This window comes from Dactylosporangium salmoneum (assembly GCF_039532525.1).
GTDB classification, from domain to species: Bacteria; Actinomycetota; Actinomycetes; order Mycobacteriales; family Micromonosporaceae; genus Dactylosporangium; species Dactylosporangium salmoneum.
Window position 1 is genome coordinate 1 of sequence record NZ_BAAARV010000137.1, and the last position, 14,564, is coordinate 14,564.

Annotated in this window: 14 protein-coding genes; 10 read left to right on the forward strand and 4 right to left on the reverse strand. The window is 74.5% G+C overall.

Annotation, left to right across the window (positions count from 1 at the left end):
- A partial coding sequence (locus ABD352_RS53935; RefSeq protein WP_486303859.1) for a tetratricopeptide repeat protein occupies positions 1-993 on the reverse strand: 993 nt, incomplete at its 3' end.
- A gap of 100 nt (positions 994-1,093) precedes the next feature.
- On the opposite strand from ABD352_RS53935, the gene ABD352_RS53940 reads away from it, so the two are divergent.
- From ABD352_RS53940 to ABD352_RS53960, 5 genes are all read left to right on the forward strand, one after another.
- Entirely contained in the window at positions 1,094-2,290 is a 1,197-nt protein-coding gene (locus tag ABD352_RS53940) for a S8 family peptidase (protein ID WP_344620477.1), read from the forward strand.
- Positions 2,287-2,832 carry an RNA polymerase sigma factor gene (locus ABD352_RS53945; protein WP_344620478.1) on the forward strand — a complete coding sequence of 182 codons (546 nt, stop codon included), beginning with the start codon at positions 2,287-2,289 and terminating at the stop codon, positions 2,830-2,832. The genes ABD352_RS53940 and ABD352_RS53945 overlap by 4 nt, the downstream gene beginning before the upstream one ends.
- Before the next feature lie 13 nt (positions 2,833-2,845).
- On the forward strand, positions 2,846-3,325 hold the full coding sequence (locus tag ABD352_RS53950) for a hypothetical protein (RefSeq protein ID WP_344620479.1): 480 nt from the start codon (positions 2,846-2,848) through the stop codon (positions 3,323-3,325).
- Between the two features lie 98 nt (positions 3,326-3,423).
- The gene (locus ABD352_RS53955; RefSeq protein ID WP_344620480.1) at positions 3,424-4,404 is read left to right on the forward strand and encodes a carboxymuconolactone decarboxylase family protein; all 981 of its coding nucleotides are present in this window, start codon (positions 3,424-3,426) and stop codon (positions 4,402-4,404) included.
- Between the two features lie 51 nt (positions 4,405-4,455).
- Complete coding sequence (locus ABD352_RS53960; protein WP_344620481.1) at positions 4,456-5,094, forward strand: hypothetical protein; 639 nt, start codon at positions 4,456-4,458, stop codon at positions 5,092-5,094.
- Between the two features lie 32 nt (positions 5,095-5,126).
- Here the strand turns inward: ABD352_RS53960 and ABD352_RS53965 are convergent, their stop codons facing one another.
- Positions 5,127-5,369 (reverse strand): cold-shock protein, encoded by a 243-nt coding sequence (locus tag ABD352_RS53965; RefSeq protein ID WP_344620482.1) that lies wholly within the window; start codon positions 5,367-5,369, stop codon positions 5,127-5,129.
- A 23-nt stretch (positions 5,370-5,392) separates the two neighbouring features.
- Between ABD352_RS53965 and ABD352_RS53970 the strand changes: the two genes are divergently transcribed.
- On the forward strand, positions 5,393-6,163 hold the full coding sequence (locus tag ABD352_RS53970; protein WP_344620483.1) for an alpha/beta hydrolase: 771 nt from the start codon (positions 5,393-5,395) through the stop codon (positions 6,161-6,163).
- Here the strand turns inward: ABD352_RS53970 and ABD352_RS53975 are convergent.
- Entirely contained in the window at positions 6,151-7,824 is a 1,674-nt protein-coding gene (locus ABD352_RS53975) for an MFS transporter (RefSeq protein ID WP_344620484.1), read from the reverse strand. The genes ABD352_RS53970 and ABD352_RS53975 overlap by 13 nt on opposite strands.
- A gap of 71 nt (positions 7,825-7,895) precedes the next feature.
- On the opposite strand from ABD352_RS53975, the gene ABD352_RS53980 reads away from it, so the two are divergent.
- The gene (locus tag ABD352_RS53980; protein ID WP_344620485.1) at positions 7,896-8,267 is read left to right on the forward strand and encodes a hypothetical protein; all 372 of its coding nucleotides are present in this window, start codon (positions 7,896-7,898) and stop codon (positions 8,265-8,267) included.
- 4 nt (positions 8,268-8,271) lie between these two features.
- Here ABD352_RS53980 and ABD352_RS53985 read toward each other — a convergent pair whose 3' ends face one another.
- Positions 8,272-9,603, reverse strand: coding sequence for an extracellular solute-binding protein (locus ABD352_RS53985; RefSeq protein ID WP_344620486.1), 1,332 nt, complete (start codon positions 9,601-9,603; stop codon positions 8,272-8,274).
- 94 nt (positions 9,604-9,697) lie between these two features.
- On the opposite strand from ABD352_RS53985, the gene ABD352_RS53990 reads away from it, so the two are divergent.
- The 3 genes from ABD352_RS53990 (at position 9,698) to ABD352_RS54000 (ending at position 14,467) form a co-directional block, all read left to right on the forward strand.
- Positions 9,698-10,840 (forward strand): diguanylate cyclase domain-containing protein, encoded by a 1,143-nt coding sequence (locus ABD352_RS53990; RefSeq protein ID WP_344620487.1) that lies wholly within the window; start codon positions 9,698-9,700, stop codon positions 10,838-10,840.
- Positions 10,841-10,949: 109 nt separating this feature from the next.
- The gene (locus ABD352_RS53995; protein ID WP_344620580.1) at positions 10,950-13,157 is read left to right on the forward strand and encodes a GH92 family glycosyl hydrolase; all 2,208 of its coding nucleotides are present in this window, start codon (positions 10,950-10,952) and stop codon (positions 13,155-13,157) included.
- Positions 13,154-14,467, forward strand: coding sequence for a glycosyltransferase (locus ABD352_RS54000; protein ID WP_344620488.1), 1,314 nt, complete (start codon positions 13,154-13,156; stop codon positions 14,465-14,467). Before ABD352_RS53995 ends, ABD352_RS54000 begins: the two co-directional genes overlap by 4 nt.
- Positions 14,468-14,564 lie beyond the last annotated feature (97 nt).

A 14,564-nucleotide genomic window follows, 5' to 3' on the forward strand; every position in this document is an offset into this window, starting at 1 on the left:
GACCGCGGCGGCCAGCTCGGCCGCGCGGGCGCGGGTGGCCAGCAGCTCGCGGCCCTGCTTGGCGAACGCCTTGCGGGCGCCGCGGGCCACCGCGTGCGCCTCCTCGGCCCGGCCGCGGGCCAGCGCGATGCGGGACAGCAGCAGCGCCGCCTCGCCGCGCACCGCCCACAGCCGGCCGCGGCCGCAGGCGTCGACGGCCTCTTGCGCGGCCCGGTGCGCCTCCGGCAGCAGCCGCACCGACTGCAGCAGCTCGGCCAGGTCGAGCTGGCCGATGGCGTCGCGCCCGGTGCGGGTCAGCTCCGGGCGGGCCCGGGCGTAGCGGGCGAGCGCCTCGGGCACGTCGCCGGCCTGCGCGGCGACGAAGCCGAGGTTGTGCTGCACCTGCGCGGCGGCGGCCGGCAGGTCCAGCTCGGCGTAGAGGGCGGCGGCCCGGTGCAGGTCGGCCTGGGCCAGCCGGTGGTTGCCGTGGTAGCCGTGCAGGATGGCCCGGTTGTTCAGCGCCCTCGCCTGCCACAGCCGGTCGCCGTTGTGCCGGAAGACCCGCAGCGCCGCCCGGTAGCCGCGCATCGCCTCGTCGTCGCGGCCCATCCGGCGCAGGATCAGTGCCCGCTGCATGACGGCCCGGGCCCGGCGCAGCCCGCTCAGGCTCTGCAGGGCCACGTCGATCTCGCGGACGGCGGCGGCGGGGCGGCCGAGGTCCTCCAGTACCAGCGCGAGGCTCATCCGCGCCTCCGCCGCGAGCGTCATCCGTTCGTGTCGTCGTGCGACGTTCAGCGCCATTCGGAGGTGTTTTGCGGCGGTATGTGCGTCATACGATGCCCGGGCGGCGAGGCCGAGCGCCCGGTGCGCCACCGACAACGCGTCGGGGTCCCGGGCCTTGCGCGCCGCGGCCAGCGCGGCGGCCGCAAGGGCGAGGGCCCGCCGTGGGTCGCCGGCCACCGCATCCACCGCCCGCGTCGCCAGCGCGATCGGTAACCCCGCAGCCTCGGTCACAGGGCCGATCCTGCCACCGCCGGCGACTGTCGCCCACCCGACGTATCGGTCGGGTGAACGGTACGTCTTCACCTACATGGATCGGTTCGAAGGAGGAGCCATGGGCGGCAACCGGATGGACGCGAACCCGTCGGGCGGCGACGGGGGAGCCGGGACCGAACGGCTCAACCGGTGGCGGCGCCGTCGCGCCGAGCATCTCGCCGCGCTGCCGTGGCTGGCCACGACGAGCGGGGCCCGCCCGGCCCGCTACGTCGCCGGCGAGCTGCTGGCCGTGGACGAGCACTACGACGACGCGCGGTCCGCGGTCTCGGCCCTCGGCCACGACGCGCGGGACCTGACCGAGGACCGCCCCCTGCCGGGCGTGCGCCGCATCCGGGCCAAGGGCCTCGACGCGCCGGCCGCCGCCCGCCGGGTCCGGGACCGGGCCGGCGCCGACGCCGCCGTCGGCCCCAACCACGTGCTGCTGGGCGCCCCGCACGAGCAGGGCGGCCCCTTCGGCCGCCCGGTCGCCTCCCGGGCCGGCGCGATCGGCCCGGCCGGCCGCGACGGCGTGCGGGTGGTCGTGCTGGACACCGGCATCTGGGCCGACAGCCCGCTGCCGACGGACCGCTACCAGGTCGCCGACGCCGACCACGAGACGGTCGTGGACGCCGACGGCGACTCGGTGCTCGACTCCGACGTGGGCCACGCGAACTTCATCGCCGGGGTCATCCTGCAGGGCTCCGGCCGGGCCCGGGTCCGCGTGATGCGGGTCCTGGACTCCTTCGGCGTCGGCACCGAGCTGGAGCTGGCCACCCGCATCGCCGGCCTGACCGACGCCGACGTGCTGAACCTGTCGCTGGGCGCGTACACCGTCGACGACCAGCCGCCGGTGCTGCTGCAGTGGGCCCTGGGCCGGTTCCTGGCCGGTCAGGACCGCCTCGTCGTCGCCGCCGCCGGCAACGAGGGCCTCGACGGCCCGCCCTTCTGGCCGGCCGCGTTCGCCGGCAGCACGGTGCCCTGGCGCGAGCAGGTGCTCGCGGTGGCCGCGCACGACGGCGCCGTGGTCTGCCCGTGGAGCAACGCCGGGCCGTGGGTGAGCGTCGCCGCGCCCGGCGCCGACGTGGTGAGCACCTACATCAACCACGCCGACTTCAGCAGCGGCTGGGCCGCCTGGAGCGGCACCAGCTTCGCGACCCCGCACGTCGTGGCCGCGATCGCCGAGGCGGCCGCGCAAGCCCCGGGCGTCGTCGCCGCGGCCAAGCAAGTGGTGTCGGCCGCCACCCGGTCGATCGGCGGGTACCCTTCGCTATCGTGACGACATTCGATCCCACCATCGCGTTGATCGAGGCGTCGGACGGGAATCAGCGCGCCTGGGATCTGATCGTCTCGCGGTACTCCGGGCTGGTCTGGGCGACCGTGCGGGGATTCAGGCTGGGCGATGCCGACGCGGCCGACGTGTTCCAGGGCACCTGGTTCCGCCTCGTGGAGAAGCTGCACCAGATCCGCGACGGTGACGGCCTCGGCGCCTGGCTGGCCACGACCGCCCGCAACGAGGCGATCGATCTGCTGCGCCGCCGCGGCCGCGAGTCCCCGGCCGAGTTCGACGACCGGCTCGTCGAGGTCAGCTCGACCGCGGGCCTGCCCGAGGAGAGCGTGCTGCGCGAGGAGGAGGACCGCCTGTTGTGGCAGGCGGTCCAGCGCCTCCCGGCCCGCTGCTCCCGGCTGCTGCGGGCGATGGGGGCCGACCCGGCGCCGAGCTACGCCGAGCTGGCTGCGGCCCTCGGGATGCCGATCGGCAGCATCGGCCCCACGCGGGCCCGGTGCCTGGCGGCCCTGCGGACGATCCTGGTGTCATGAGGAGGAGGACGACGTGAGTCAACAGCGCGACGACGAGCAGGGAGCCGATCGGCTCGGCGCCGCGGTGGCCCGCGTCTACGTCACCGTCGACCCGCCGCCGCCCCACCTGCTGGTGGCGGCCTCGGCGGCGCTGGCCTGGCGGGACCCGGACGCGGCCCTGGCCACCCTGCTGATGGACAGCGCGGTGGCGGGCGAGGCCGCGGGCATCCGCTCCGGCTCGGCCCCGCCGCGGCTGGTGAGCTTCGCCGCGGGCGACCTGGTCGTGGACGTCGAGCTGACCGAGGTCGACGGGGTGGTGCACCTCGTCGGCCAGGTCAGCCGGCCGGTCGCCGCCCCGGTGGCGATCCGGCACAGCGACGGCACGTGGACCGGCACCACCGACGCGCTGGGCCGCTTCGCCGCCGAGTCCCTGCCGCTGGGGCCCCTGCGCGTCACGTGGGGCCCGGCCGAGCCCGGCGGGGACACCGTCATCGGACCGACGATCCTGCCCTGAGCCCGCGCGTCCCGGGAGGGCATACATCCCGGGCGGTACGCACAAGAGCCGGTTCTGGCATGACGACGGCGGGCGGCGCGGCGGGGCAGCATCGGGGCATGTCCATGCCGTACCGCTTCGTCGTCCCCGTCCCGCGGCGCGCCGCCACCGGCAGCGTCGCCGCCGTCTACGACCGCTCGTCCCGGGAGCTCGGGGCGCTGTTCGCGCCGCACCTGTCGGTCGTGCCGCGGCTGCACGCGGCGCTGTGGGCGCTGCTGCGCGAGTCGCTGCTGTGCGGCGACGCGCCGCGGGCCCGCAAGGAGGCGGTCGCGGCCGCCGTCGCGGTGGCCAACCGGTGCCCGTTCTGCATCGACGCGCACGGGGCGATGCTGCACGCGGCCGGCGCGCACGAGCTGGCCGGGGCCGTGCTGCGCGGGGAGGCGCCGAGCGACCCCGGCGACGCCGCGCTGGTCGCCTGGGCGGCCTCGACCAGGACGGCCGGCCCGCTACCGTGGCCGTTCCCGGCGGAGCTGGCGCCCGAGTACGTCGGCACGGCCCTGGCCAACCACTTCATCAACCGGATGGTGGACGCGCTGCGGCCGGGCTCGCCGCTGCCGGGCGGCGCGCTGCGGGCGCCGGCCCGCCGGGCGGCCGGGATGGCGCTGGCCCGGACCGTCCGGCGGGGCTGCGCGCCGGGGGAGTCGCTCGACCTGCTACCCGCGGACGCCGGGCCCGGCCCGGCCTGGGCCGCCGGGACGCCGGTCGGGGTGGCGTGGGCGGCGTTCGAGCTGGCCGCCGGGGACGGGGCAGGGCTGCTCGGCACCGCCGCGCAGGCCGCCGTGGTGGCCGCCATCGAGGGCTGGGACGGCGGGCATCCTGACCTCGGGCCAGCCTGGCTGGACGGCGCGCTCGTCGCGGTGCCGGGCGGGCAGGTGCCGGCGGCGCGGCTGGCGCTGCTGGCCGCCCTGGCGCCGTACCGGCTGACCGAGGGGGCGGTGGCCGCCGCCGGGCTCGGGTCCGAGGACCTGGTGCGACTGCTGGCGTACGGGGCGTTCGTCGCGGTCCGGCGCATCGAGCGGGCCGTGCGCGTGACGGCGTGAGGCCCTGAGGGCGCCGCGGCGCCGGCGGAGCTCTTGCGGTACAAGATCGGTATGGTCTTGTCCTCGAACCACGGCGTCACGCTCGTCGATCTGGTCATCGAGTCGGTGCGGGCCGATCCCGGGCGGCTCGTGCTGGACTACAACAAGTGGGCCGGCCCGTGGGTCGACGGGGCACCGGCGCCGCTCACCGGGGTCGAGACGTTCCCGAGCGGGCGGCCGGTGCCCGCGAGCGTGCGGCACTGGCTCGCCTACGACAGCGGCCTGCTGCGCCGGCACAAGTGGTTCGACGACGCCGGCCGGCTGACGCCGCGGACGATCGGCGAGATCGCGCTCGAGGAGTACGGCGAGGGGTGGGGCGCCTGCTACGCCAGCCCGGCGCTGGCCGAGCGGTTCGCCGAGTGCTTCCTGCTGCCCGGCGGCAGCGACTCGCGGCGGGTGCTGGCCACCGGCACGCCGGACGCCTCGGGGGAGTACCCGGTGCTCGCGCTCGACGTCGACGACCTGCCGTGCGTCGAGCTGATGTACCCGGGCTTCGACGTGTACCTCGCCGACACCGCGGGCGTGCTCGGGGTCGAGCGCGGGCCGGGGTACTCGTCGCTGGGCTCGGACCGGACGTACGGGCCGCGGATGCGCGAGCACGCCCGCAACTTCTTCGGCGGCGAGTACGGCGAGGACATGACCTCCTGGTAGGACCGCTCTCCCGCGGTGCGCGCGCGACGGCGTCACCCGGCCGGCGCGACGCTGACCGCCCGGCCGGGGTATCCGTCCTGGCCGGGCACCTCGTAGCGGCACCGGACCCGCTGGCCGGCGCGCAGCGACCGGTACGTGCCCGGCGGCGCCTCGACGGCCGAGTAGTGCGTCCAGAGCTGGAGGCCGCCGTCGTCGAGCGCGATGACGCCCCACCCCTCGTCGTCCTCCCACCGGAGCACGACCCCGGCCCCCGCGCGCTGCTCCCGGTCACCCATGCCCCGCAGGCTACTGTGCGGGCGTGGCCGGGGAGAGCCTGACGGGACGGCACGGGGAGATCCCGGTGCGGTGGTACGGCGACCCGGATGCCGGGCGGCCGCCGCTGGTCTGGCTGCACGGCGGCGGGTTCGCCCACGGTGACCTCGACATGCCCGAGTCGCACGCCGTCGCCGGCGCCGTCGCGCGGTCCGGGCGGGCCGTCGTGGCCGTCGGCTACCGGCTGGTGCCGTACCCCGTGCCGGTGGACGACGTGGCCGACGCGTTCGCCGCTGTCCGGGACCGGGCTCCGGGCGGGCGGGTGGTGCTCGGCGGGGCCAGTGCCGGGGCCTGCCTCGCCGCGGCCGCCGCGCTGCGGATGCGCGACGAGCGCCGGCCCGGGCCCGACCGGCTCGTCCTCGCCTACGGCACGTTCCACGCCGCGCTGCCGGCCGCGTCCCGGGCGCTGTGGCGCCGCCTCGCCGGGCGGTGGTGGTGGCGGCAGATGGGCGGGCGGGACGTCGCCCGCATGAACCGTGCCTACGTCGGCGCGGCCGTCGCCGACCCGCACGCGCTGCCCGGCGGGCACGACCTGGCCGGCCTGCCGCCCGCGCTGCTGCTCGACGCCGACCGCGACCGCCTGCGGGCCTCCGGTGAGCGGTTCGCCCGGGAGCTGGCCGATGCCGCGGTACCGCACGAGCACCACGTCGTCGCCGGCACCCCGCACGGCTTCCTCAACCGGCCGGCGCACCCCGGGTTCGCGGCGGGCGTCGCGCGGATCGTGCGGTGGCTGGACGGCACGGATCACTCGTCGTGAATGTAGATGCCGCCGCGGAACAGGGACACCACGGCGGCGGCCAGTGACAGGGCGGCGGCCAGCAGGAAGACCACGATCAGGCCATCGTGGAACGGGGCGGCCAGGACGCCCGGCAGGTAGGTGCGGGCGGTGACCGTCCCGACCGTGGCGGCCGGCAGCGTGCCGAGGACGCCGGCCGAGGCGAGCAGGGACGTCAGCGGGTTGTAGCCGAGGAACGCGGCGAAGAGCAGGCCGACCGGGGGTACCGCGGCGACCCGGTCGATCGCCGGGCCGGGGACGGACTGGGCGGACAGGGCCTCGCGCAGGGCGGACGGGAGGGAATCCGACAGGCCGGCGATGAGCAGGGAGAAGAACAGGCCGATGGACAGCACCATGCCGGCGTTCTGGAAGGTGGCCCGGATGCCGGAGGCGACCCCGCGCTGGCCGGCCGGGACGGCGTTCATGACGGCGGTGGTGTTCGGGGCCGAGAACAGGCCCGAGCCGACGCCGTTGAGTAGCAGCAGGAGGGCGAACGACGGATAGGAGAAGTCGACGGGGAGCAGCAGCAGGCCCACGAACGACACGGCGGTCAGCACCAGGCCGCCGGTGGCCAGGGGCTTGGCGCCGTAGCGGTCGGACAGGTGACCGGAGACCGGGCCGGCGCAGATGAAGCCCAGGGTGAGCGGCAGCAGGTAGATGCCGGCCCACAGTGGGGTCTCGGCGAAGTCGTAGCCGCGCAGGGGCAGCCAGATGCCCTGCAGCCAGATGATGAGCATGAACTGCAGGCCGCCGCGGGCGATCGCGTTGAGCAGGGCGGCGACGTTGCCGGCCCAGAACGCCTGGATGCGGAACAGGCGCAGGTCGAACATGGGCTGCTCGACGCGGGACTCGACGAGGCAGAACACCGCCAGCAGCGCGACGCCGCCGAGCAGCCCGGCCTGGACCATCGGGTTCGTCCAGCCCTCCGTGTGGCCGCCGTAGGGCTGGATGCCGTACGTCAACGCCGCCAGCACCGCCGTCAGCCCCACCGCCAGGGTCAGGTTGCCGAGCCAGTCCACGCGCACGCCGGTGTGCTCCGGCCGGACGGCCGTCAGGTTGCGGTACGCCCAGTAGGCCCCGGCGACGGCGACCACCACGCTGACCCAGAAGATCGCCTGCCAGTGCCAGGCGGACAGCACCCCGCCGAGCACCAGGCCGATGAAGCTTCCGGCCAGGCCGGCGACCTGGTTGACGCCCAGGGCGGTGCCGCGCTGGCGGGGCGGGAACACGTCGGTGATGATGGCGGTCGAATTGGCCATGAGCATCGCCCCGCCGACGCCCTGGGCCAGGCGCCAGCCGATGAGCCACAGCGCGCCGGCCTGGCCCTCGACGGGGGTGAGGGCCAGGGCGATCGACGTCGCCGCGAACACCACGAAGCCGATCCGGAAGACCCGCACCCGGCCGTGGATGTCACCCAGCCGGCCGAGGCTGACCACCAGCACCGCGGTCATCAGGAGGTACCCCATGAGCAGCCACAGCAGGAAGCTCACGTTGCCCGGGGCGAGCGGGTCGACGTGGATGCCGTTGAAGACCGCGGGCAGCGAGATGATGAGGATGGAGCCGTTCACGGTGGCCAGGAGCATGCCGAGGGTGGTGTTCGACAGCACCGACCACCGGCCGGGCATACCGTGGCTGGGTGACATGAGCGTCCGGTCTACCCGGCGGGTGCCGTTTTAGCGTTGCGGGTGCGGTGCTTCGGGGTACACGTGCCGGTATGGCCACCTACCGGGTCAACCCCGACGCCGTCGAGCAGGCCCGCCGCCTGATCGACGGCCACCAGTACACCCTGGACAGCGACTGGGGCCGGGTCCAGCCCCGGGCCGACGCCGAGAACGCCTACCTGCAGCGCCACTCGTGGGCCGACTACGCCGCGTGGCACCTCGGGCTGACCGAGGGCGCGGCCGAGGAGACCAAGGCCCGCTACGCCTTCGTCTACGGCGACCTGCGCCGGGTCCACCGCAGCGGGCTGATCGCCTGCGTCTACCGGGCCGCGGAGTGGCGGCACAAGGACATCGAGTTGGCCGCGCACGACCTGCTGCAGTACCTCGACACCGCGGCCGGCATCGTCCCCTCGACCGCCGCCTGACCGGTCAGTTGCCGATGCCGGTGGCGGTGCTGTCCTGCAGGGTGGCGTCGATGTCGGCGGTGGTGCGGGTCAGGGTGGCCTCGACCTCGGCCCGCGGCAGGGCGCCCGAGGCGTGCCACAGCTCGGAGAAGTCCTTGGCGATGACGGTCTCCACCGTGACCCACGCCGGGACCGAGGGGTACATCTTGCCGTGGCCGAGCATCTCGCGGAAGGCGGCGTACTTCGGGTCGGTGGCGAGCCTGGTGCCGGCCACGGCCTCGGTGCGGGCCGGGAAGTAGCCGGAGTTCACGGCGTACCGCTGCTGGCTCTTCTGGCTCGTCAGGAAGCGGACCCATTCGAATGCGGCGTCCGGGTGCCTGGCCCCCTTGAGGATGGCCAGGTTGGAGCCGCCCAGGAAGCCGAACCGGCCGGCCTTGCCCGCGGGCATCGGGGCGGTCCCCCAGCCGGCCTGCAGGCCGGCGCGGTCCGGGTTGGCGAGGAAGTCGGCGATCGACTGGGAGTTGTCGATGGTGACGGCGCCCATGCCCCTGGCGAACGCGTCCGGCACGTCGCTGGAGATCAGCTTCATCGCGGCCGGGTCGTCGTAGAGCGAGACGAGGCGCTGGTAGTAGCTGACCGCGTCCACCGCGGCCGGCTCGGCCAGGCGGGAGTGGGTTCCGGTCTCGTCCAGCAGGTCGCCGCCGGCACCCCAGATGAAGGGGGCCACGTTGTGGATGATGCCGAAGGTGTTCTGGTTGCCGATGGCCAGCGGGGCGACGCCGCCGCCATCGGCCTTGATCTTCGCGAGGGTGGCCTCGAACGACTCCCAGGTGGCAAACGCCGTGTCCGGGTCCAGACCGGCCTTGGCCAGGACATCGGTGCGGTAGAACAGCGAGCGGATGTCGACCAGCCAGGGCATGGCGGTGGTCTGGGAGGAGCCGGCCAGGTGGCTGGAGCTCCAGCTGGCGGCCGCGAAGGCGGACTGGCCGCCGACCGCGGCGATCTCGGCCTTCGTGTACGGCCGCAGGGCCCCGAGCGCGCTGAAGCCCCCGACCCACGTGGTGCCGAGCTGGGTGACGTCCGGGCCCTCGCCGCTCGTCGAGGCGGTGCTGATCCGGGTCAGCGCGTCCTCCCAGACCACCCGCACGGGGTTGACGGTGATGTTCGGGTGGTCGGCGTGGAACGCCTTCGTCTCCGCGACCACCGCCTCGTCCTGGACCGCCCCGCCGGCCGGCATGTACCAGAAGTCGATGGTCACCGGCGGCCGGTCGGCGGCGTAGCCGAGCACGGCGGGTGCGTTGCCGGTGGCGGCCGCGCAACCCGTTACGCTGAGCGCGGCCACTGCCGCGACTGCCATGAGCCTGATCACGCCGAGGTCATCGGCGGGACTCCCGGGCGACTGAGCGCAAAAAATCCCGAAGTTCGGCCGAGTGGTGCCGATAGCTACTGGCATGCACAAGGGAGGGCCGGACTGGCTTCGGTGGCGGTGGCCGCGGGTCGTGGCGATCGCCGTGTTCCTGCTGGGCGGCGTCGCGCTGGCCAACATCCGGCTGCACGGCGAGAGCCGGCAGCACGAGGTGACCCGGGCCCGGCTCAGCGAGCTCAACATGATGCTGCACGAGGAGAGCTCGCTGCAGTGGAAGACCCTCGCCGACCGCAACTCGCCGGTGACCGTGGCCCGTGATCTGGGCACCCTGCGGGCCCGGGAGCGCGATATCCTGCAGAGCCTCGAGGGGGCCGGGGACCTGGGCCAGCAGGTGGACCGGTACCACGCGGTGCTGGACGAGGAGCTCGGACTGCTCGGCGTGGGCAAGACGACCGAGGCCAAGGCGCTCGAGCAGCGCGAGACCAACCCCCGCTTCGCCCAGCTCAACCTGTCGCTGCAGCGCCTCGCCCAGCAGGCGGTGGACGCCGCCGACCGGGCGAACGGGTTCGCCAACCTGGCCGTGGTCCTCGCGATGGTGGCCGCCGTCGCCGCGATCGGGATCCTGGTGTACCGCTTCGAGCGCGAGCACCGCGCCAGCCAGCGGGCCGACGAGGAGATGCTGCGCCAGCAGCGGATCGCGCTGGACACCCTGGCCGAGCACGAGGCGCTGGTGCGCTACCAGGCCTCGCACGACCCGCTGACCGGGCTGCCGAACCGGCGCGCCCTCAACGAGCTGTTCGACGACGGCGCCGCCCCGGCCGCGCTGCTGCTGGTCGACCTGGACAACTTCAAGCCGGTCAACGACAACCTCGGCCACGCCGCCGGCGACGAGCTGCTGGTCTCGGTCGCCGCGCGGCTGCTGGCCGCGGCCGGGCCGGACGACACCGTGGTCCGTCTCGGCGGCGACGAGTTCGCCGTGGTGGTCGCGACGGGGGACACCGCCGAGGGGGTGCGGGTGGCCAAGGCCGTCGTGGCCGCGCTGGCCGCGCCGTTCGACGTGGCCGGGAGCCAGGTGCGCATCGGGGCCAGCGTGGGTGTGGCGCCGGCCGACGGGAAGACCGGTGGCGGGGAGCTGCTGCGCCGGGCCGACCAGGCGATGTACTGCATCAAGCAGGCCGGCAAGGGCGGCTACGAGGTCTTCCGGCGCCCCACGCTCGCGGCGGCCTGACCGGCGCAGCGTGGGCCGACACGCCGCGAGGTGAATTTCATCCGCCGGAAACCAGTACCCCTCTGGATCACGGTAGATTCCCGGCATCCTTGACGACGTTGATCCCTTCATCGGCACCGCGGCGACGGCCCTGCCGCCGGCTCGTGGCCTGGCCGCGACCTGGTGGTGGCCGAAGCCGCAGGTCGGCAACACGCACCCCGGTGCGACCTCGCCGTTCGGCATGGTCTCCGCCTGTGCGTACTCCGGCGCGTACCCGACCGGCTACGGCAGGTACGGCAAGAACACGGAGGGCGTGCCGGAGGAGATGTTCGACCGCCTCCAGGCGTCGGGCTTCACCCACTTCCAGCAGTCCGGCACCGGCGCGATCCGCAAGTACTACAACTACATCCGGGTCACGCCGATGGTGCAGCAGCTCGACGTGCTGGGCGAGTCCTGGCCGCTGCGCGACGAGGTCGCCCAGCCCGGCTACTACGCGGCCACCCTCGACACCGGCGTGCGCTGCGAGATCACGGTCGGGGAGAAGGTGGCCGTGCACCGGTACACCTTCCCCGAGCACAGCAACGCCCGGGTCGTCATCGACCTGTCCTGCGGCGGGCTGGGCATCGAGCTGGGCCGCACCGTGCCGCTGCGCGCGCACGCGGAGAGCCTCGGCGGCGGCCGCGCCCAGGGCACCGTGGTGATGGAGGGCGTACCGCTGTCCGTCGCGATGGAGCTCAGCAGCCCCAAGTGGCGGCAGATGCTGTGGTACGACCGCAGGCTCATCGACGGCGGCACGCGCCTGGACTTCGACAGCATCCGGCACACCACGCTGCGCCCGTTCGGCATGCTCTTCATCGGCCCGACCAGCGCCGGCCAGACCGTCGAGATCCGGCTGGGGTTCTCCCTGCGCGGCTGCGAGCAGGCCCGGCGCAACCTCGAGGACGAGTGCGGGACGAACGGCCACGCGTTCGACACGGTGCGGTCCGCGACCCGCGCCCGGTGGCGCGAGCACCTCGGCCGGGTCCAGGTCGACGGCGGCACGCCGGCCCGCCGCACCGTGTTCGCGACCGCGCTGTACCACTCGCTGATCAAGCCGTGCTTCGCCGATGACGAGAGCCCGTTCTGGCCCAACAGCGGGCCGTTCGCGTTCGACGTGTGCACCATGTGGGACATCTACAAGACGCAGCTGCCGCTGCTGACCGCACTCGCCCCCGACCGGGCCCGGGACCTGCTGGAGTCGCTGATCCGGGTCTGCGAGGAGGAGGGCAACTTCCCGATCGGCTACCGGATGGCCCGCGGCGCCGACCGGTTCTTCCGCCAGGCCAGCGCCCTGGCCCACACCGTGCTGGCCGACGTGCACGGCCTGGCCCTGCCCGGCCTGGACCTCGACTGGAACTGGGCGCTCGTGCACATGGTCGACGATCTTCGCCGGATGTACGGCGAGGACTTCTGGGAGCACGGCGTGGTGCACCCGATCAGCCACACCCTCGACCTCGCCTACGCCCACTACTGCACCGCCCAGGTGGCCCGGGCCCTCAACGACGTCCACCTCGCCGACGACCTGGAGCGGCGCAGCCGCCAGTGGACGAACGCCTTCGACCCCGGCACCGGCCTGCTGCGCGACTCGGAGTTCTACGAGGGCGGCAAGTGGAACTACTCGTTCCGGCTGCTGCACGACATGGCCGGGCGGATCGCCCTCGGCGGCGGCGACGACGCGTTCGTGGCCAACCTGGACCGCTTCTTCGGCTACGGCGCCGACCCGGTCGTGCAGCCGGGCCGCCGACCGCAGCCGCCGGAGATGGCGGCCGGCTACGCCCTGCAGCGCTTCGAGGGCCTCAACAACGAGCCGGACATGGAGGCGCCCTGGGCCTACCACTACGCCGGCCGGCCGGACCGCACGGCCGAAATCGTGCACTCCGCGCTGACCTGGCAGTTCGGCACCGGCCCGGGCGGGCTGCCGGGCAACGACGACTCCGGCGGCCTGAGCTCCTGGTACGTCTGGGCGTCGCTGGGCCTGTTCCCGGTCGCCGGGCAGAACCTGTTCCTCATCAACGCGCCCGCGTTCGCCCGCGGCTCGCTGAAGGTCAGCGGCGGCGAGTTCGTCGTCGAGACCTCCGGCCACCGGGGCGCCCCGATCGGCGCCGACGGGGTCGAGTTCGACCCTCCGGCGCAGTACGTTCAATCGGCTACGCTCAATGGAGAGCCGCTCGACGCGACCCACATCAGCGCCGCCGACGTCCACCGGGGCGGCCGGCTGCACCTGCAACTCGGCCCCGAACCGTCCGCCTGGGGGCGCCGGGTCCGTCCGCCGTCCGCCTCCATGCTGGAGTCCAGATGACGTACCCCCGCCGCCGCCTCGTGATCGTCGTCCGCGCCGACCCGGTCATCTGCGGCCACTCCGGCGAGGCGCGCAACCTCGCCGAGGTCGCGCTGACCCGCGGCTACGACGACGTGCGCCTGCTGACCTGGCCGATCCCGGCGCTGCAGGCCGCGGGGCTGCCGCTCAAGCCGCTCGACCGGCTGCTGCCGTACTCCCCGGGCATCACCGTCGAACGCCCCGAGCCGGTCGGCGACTACCGGGTGCCGGACGGGCGCTACCTCGCCGGGCTCACCGGCCGGCTCGTCGAGCTGCTCATGGAGCCCGTGCCGACGACGTGCCTGTCGATGTACCTCGTGCCGCACACCCAGGTCGTCGCGGACGCGGTCAGCATCGCCCGGGCGGCCGGGTTCGCCCCGGACGTGCGCACCGCGGCCAAGGCGGTCGGCTCCGACGTCACCAACGTCATCCGGGCCTGCCTGCGCGAGCGCAACCACGGCGCGGCGATCGCGCTGTTCACCACGTTCCTGGCCAACGAGCAGGTGGTGGCGGTCTCGGCGTACACCCGCGACGAGATCGTGGCCGCCGCCGAGCAGGTCGACGCCCTCTGCGGCACCCGCTTCGCCGACCAGTGCCGGCGCCGGGTCACGATCAGCTACCCGCCGATCGACGTGTCCGCCTACCTCGATCTGGACCCGGCCGCGGTCGACCGGGCGCTGGCCCGCCGCGGGCTGCGCCGCGACGGGTACGTGCTGTACCTGTCGCGGGTCTCCCGGGCCAAGGGCATCTACGACCTCATCACCGCCTACGAGCGGATGCGCTGCCGCCCCGACGTCCGGCTCGTCGTCGCCGGCACCGGCCCGGCGCTGGAGCAGGCCCGCGCCCTGGCCGCCGACGACGACCGGATCGTCTTCCTGACCGACGTCGACGACGCCGAAAAACCGCTGCTCATGCGGGGGTGCGCGGCGTACGCGCTGCCGACCCGCCCGGAGCCGGACTTCGTGGAGACCTTCGGCATCGCCCTGGCCGAGAAGATGCTGGCCGGCGGCGGCCCCGTGATCACCACGCTGACCGGCGGCACGGGCGAGGCGGTCGGCGACACTGCCGTCATCGTCGAGCCGGGCGACATCGACGGCCTGGCCGCGGCGGTCGACCGGGTGGTGCTGGACATGTCGGCGGCGGAGCGCTCGGACCTGGAGCGGCGGGCCCGGGCCCACGCCATGTCCTTCGAGCGCACCGCGGTCTTCGACGACCTCTTCCCACTCACGTCGACCGCCGCGCCGTCCGGCTGGACGGCCCCGCCGCCCCGGCCGCGGATCCCCCAGGCTTGAACGGGGTCCACGCGGCGAAACTGCTCTACGACGGCGGGTTCGTCGCCGAACGGTACCCGCCGTCGGCGCCTACACCAGCTCCTGCAACCTCTTCGGC

What these genes read in the sequence shown, in the direction of transcription:
- ABD352_RS53940 (WP_344620477.1), top strand. Translation starts at nt 1,094, where the DNA reads ATGGGCGGCAACCGGATGGACGCGAACCCGTCGGGCGGCGACGGGGGA.
- ABD352_RS53955 (WP_344620480.1), top strand. Translation starts at nt 3,424, where the DNA reads ATGTCCATGCCGTACCGCTTCGTCGTCCCCGTCCCGCGGCGCGCCGCC.
- ABD352_RS53960 (WP_344620481.1), top strand. Translation starts at nt 4,456, where the DNA reads ATGGTCTTGTCCTCGAACCACGGCGTCACGCTCGTCGATCTGGTCATC.
- ABD352_RS53965 (WP_344620482.1), bottom strand. Translation starts at nt 5,369, where the DNA reads ATGGGTGACCGGGAGCAGCGCGCGGGGGCCGGGGTCGTGCTCCGGTGG.
- ABD352_RS53975 (WP_344620484.1), bottom strand. Translation starts at nt 7,824, where the DNA reads ATGTCACCCAGCCACGGTATGCCCGGCCGGTGGTCGGTGCTGTCGAAC.
- ABD352_RS53980 (WP_344620485.1), top strand. Translation starts at nt 7,896, where the DNA reads ATGGCCACCTACCGGGTCAACCCCGACGCCGTCGAGCAGGCCCGCCGC.
- ABD352_RS53985 (WP_344620486.1), bottom strand. Translation starts at nt 9,603, where the DNA reads ATGGCAGTCGCGGCAGTGGCCGCGCTCAGCGTAACGGGTTGCGCGGCC.
- ABD352_RS53990 (WP_344620487.1), top strand. Translation starts at nt 9,698, where the DNA reads ATGCACAAGGGAGGGCCGGACTGGCTTCGGTGGCGGTGGCCGCGGGTC.
- ABD352_RS54000 (WP_344620488.1), top strand. Translation starts at nt 13,154, where the DNA reads ATGACGTACCCCCGCCGCCGCCTCGTGATCGTCGTCCGCGCCGACCCG.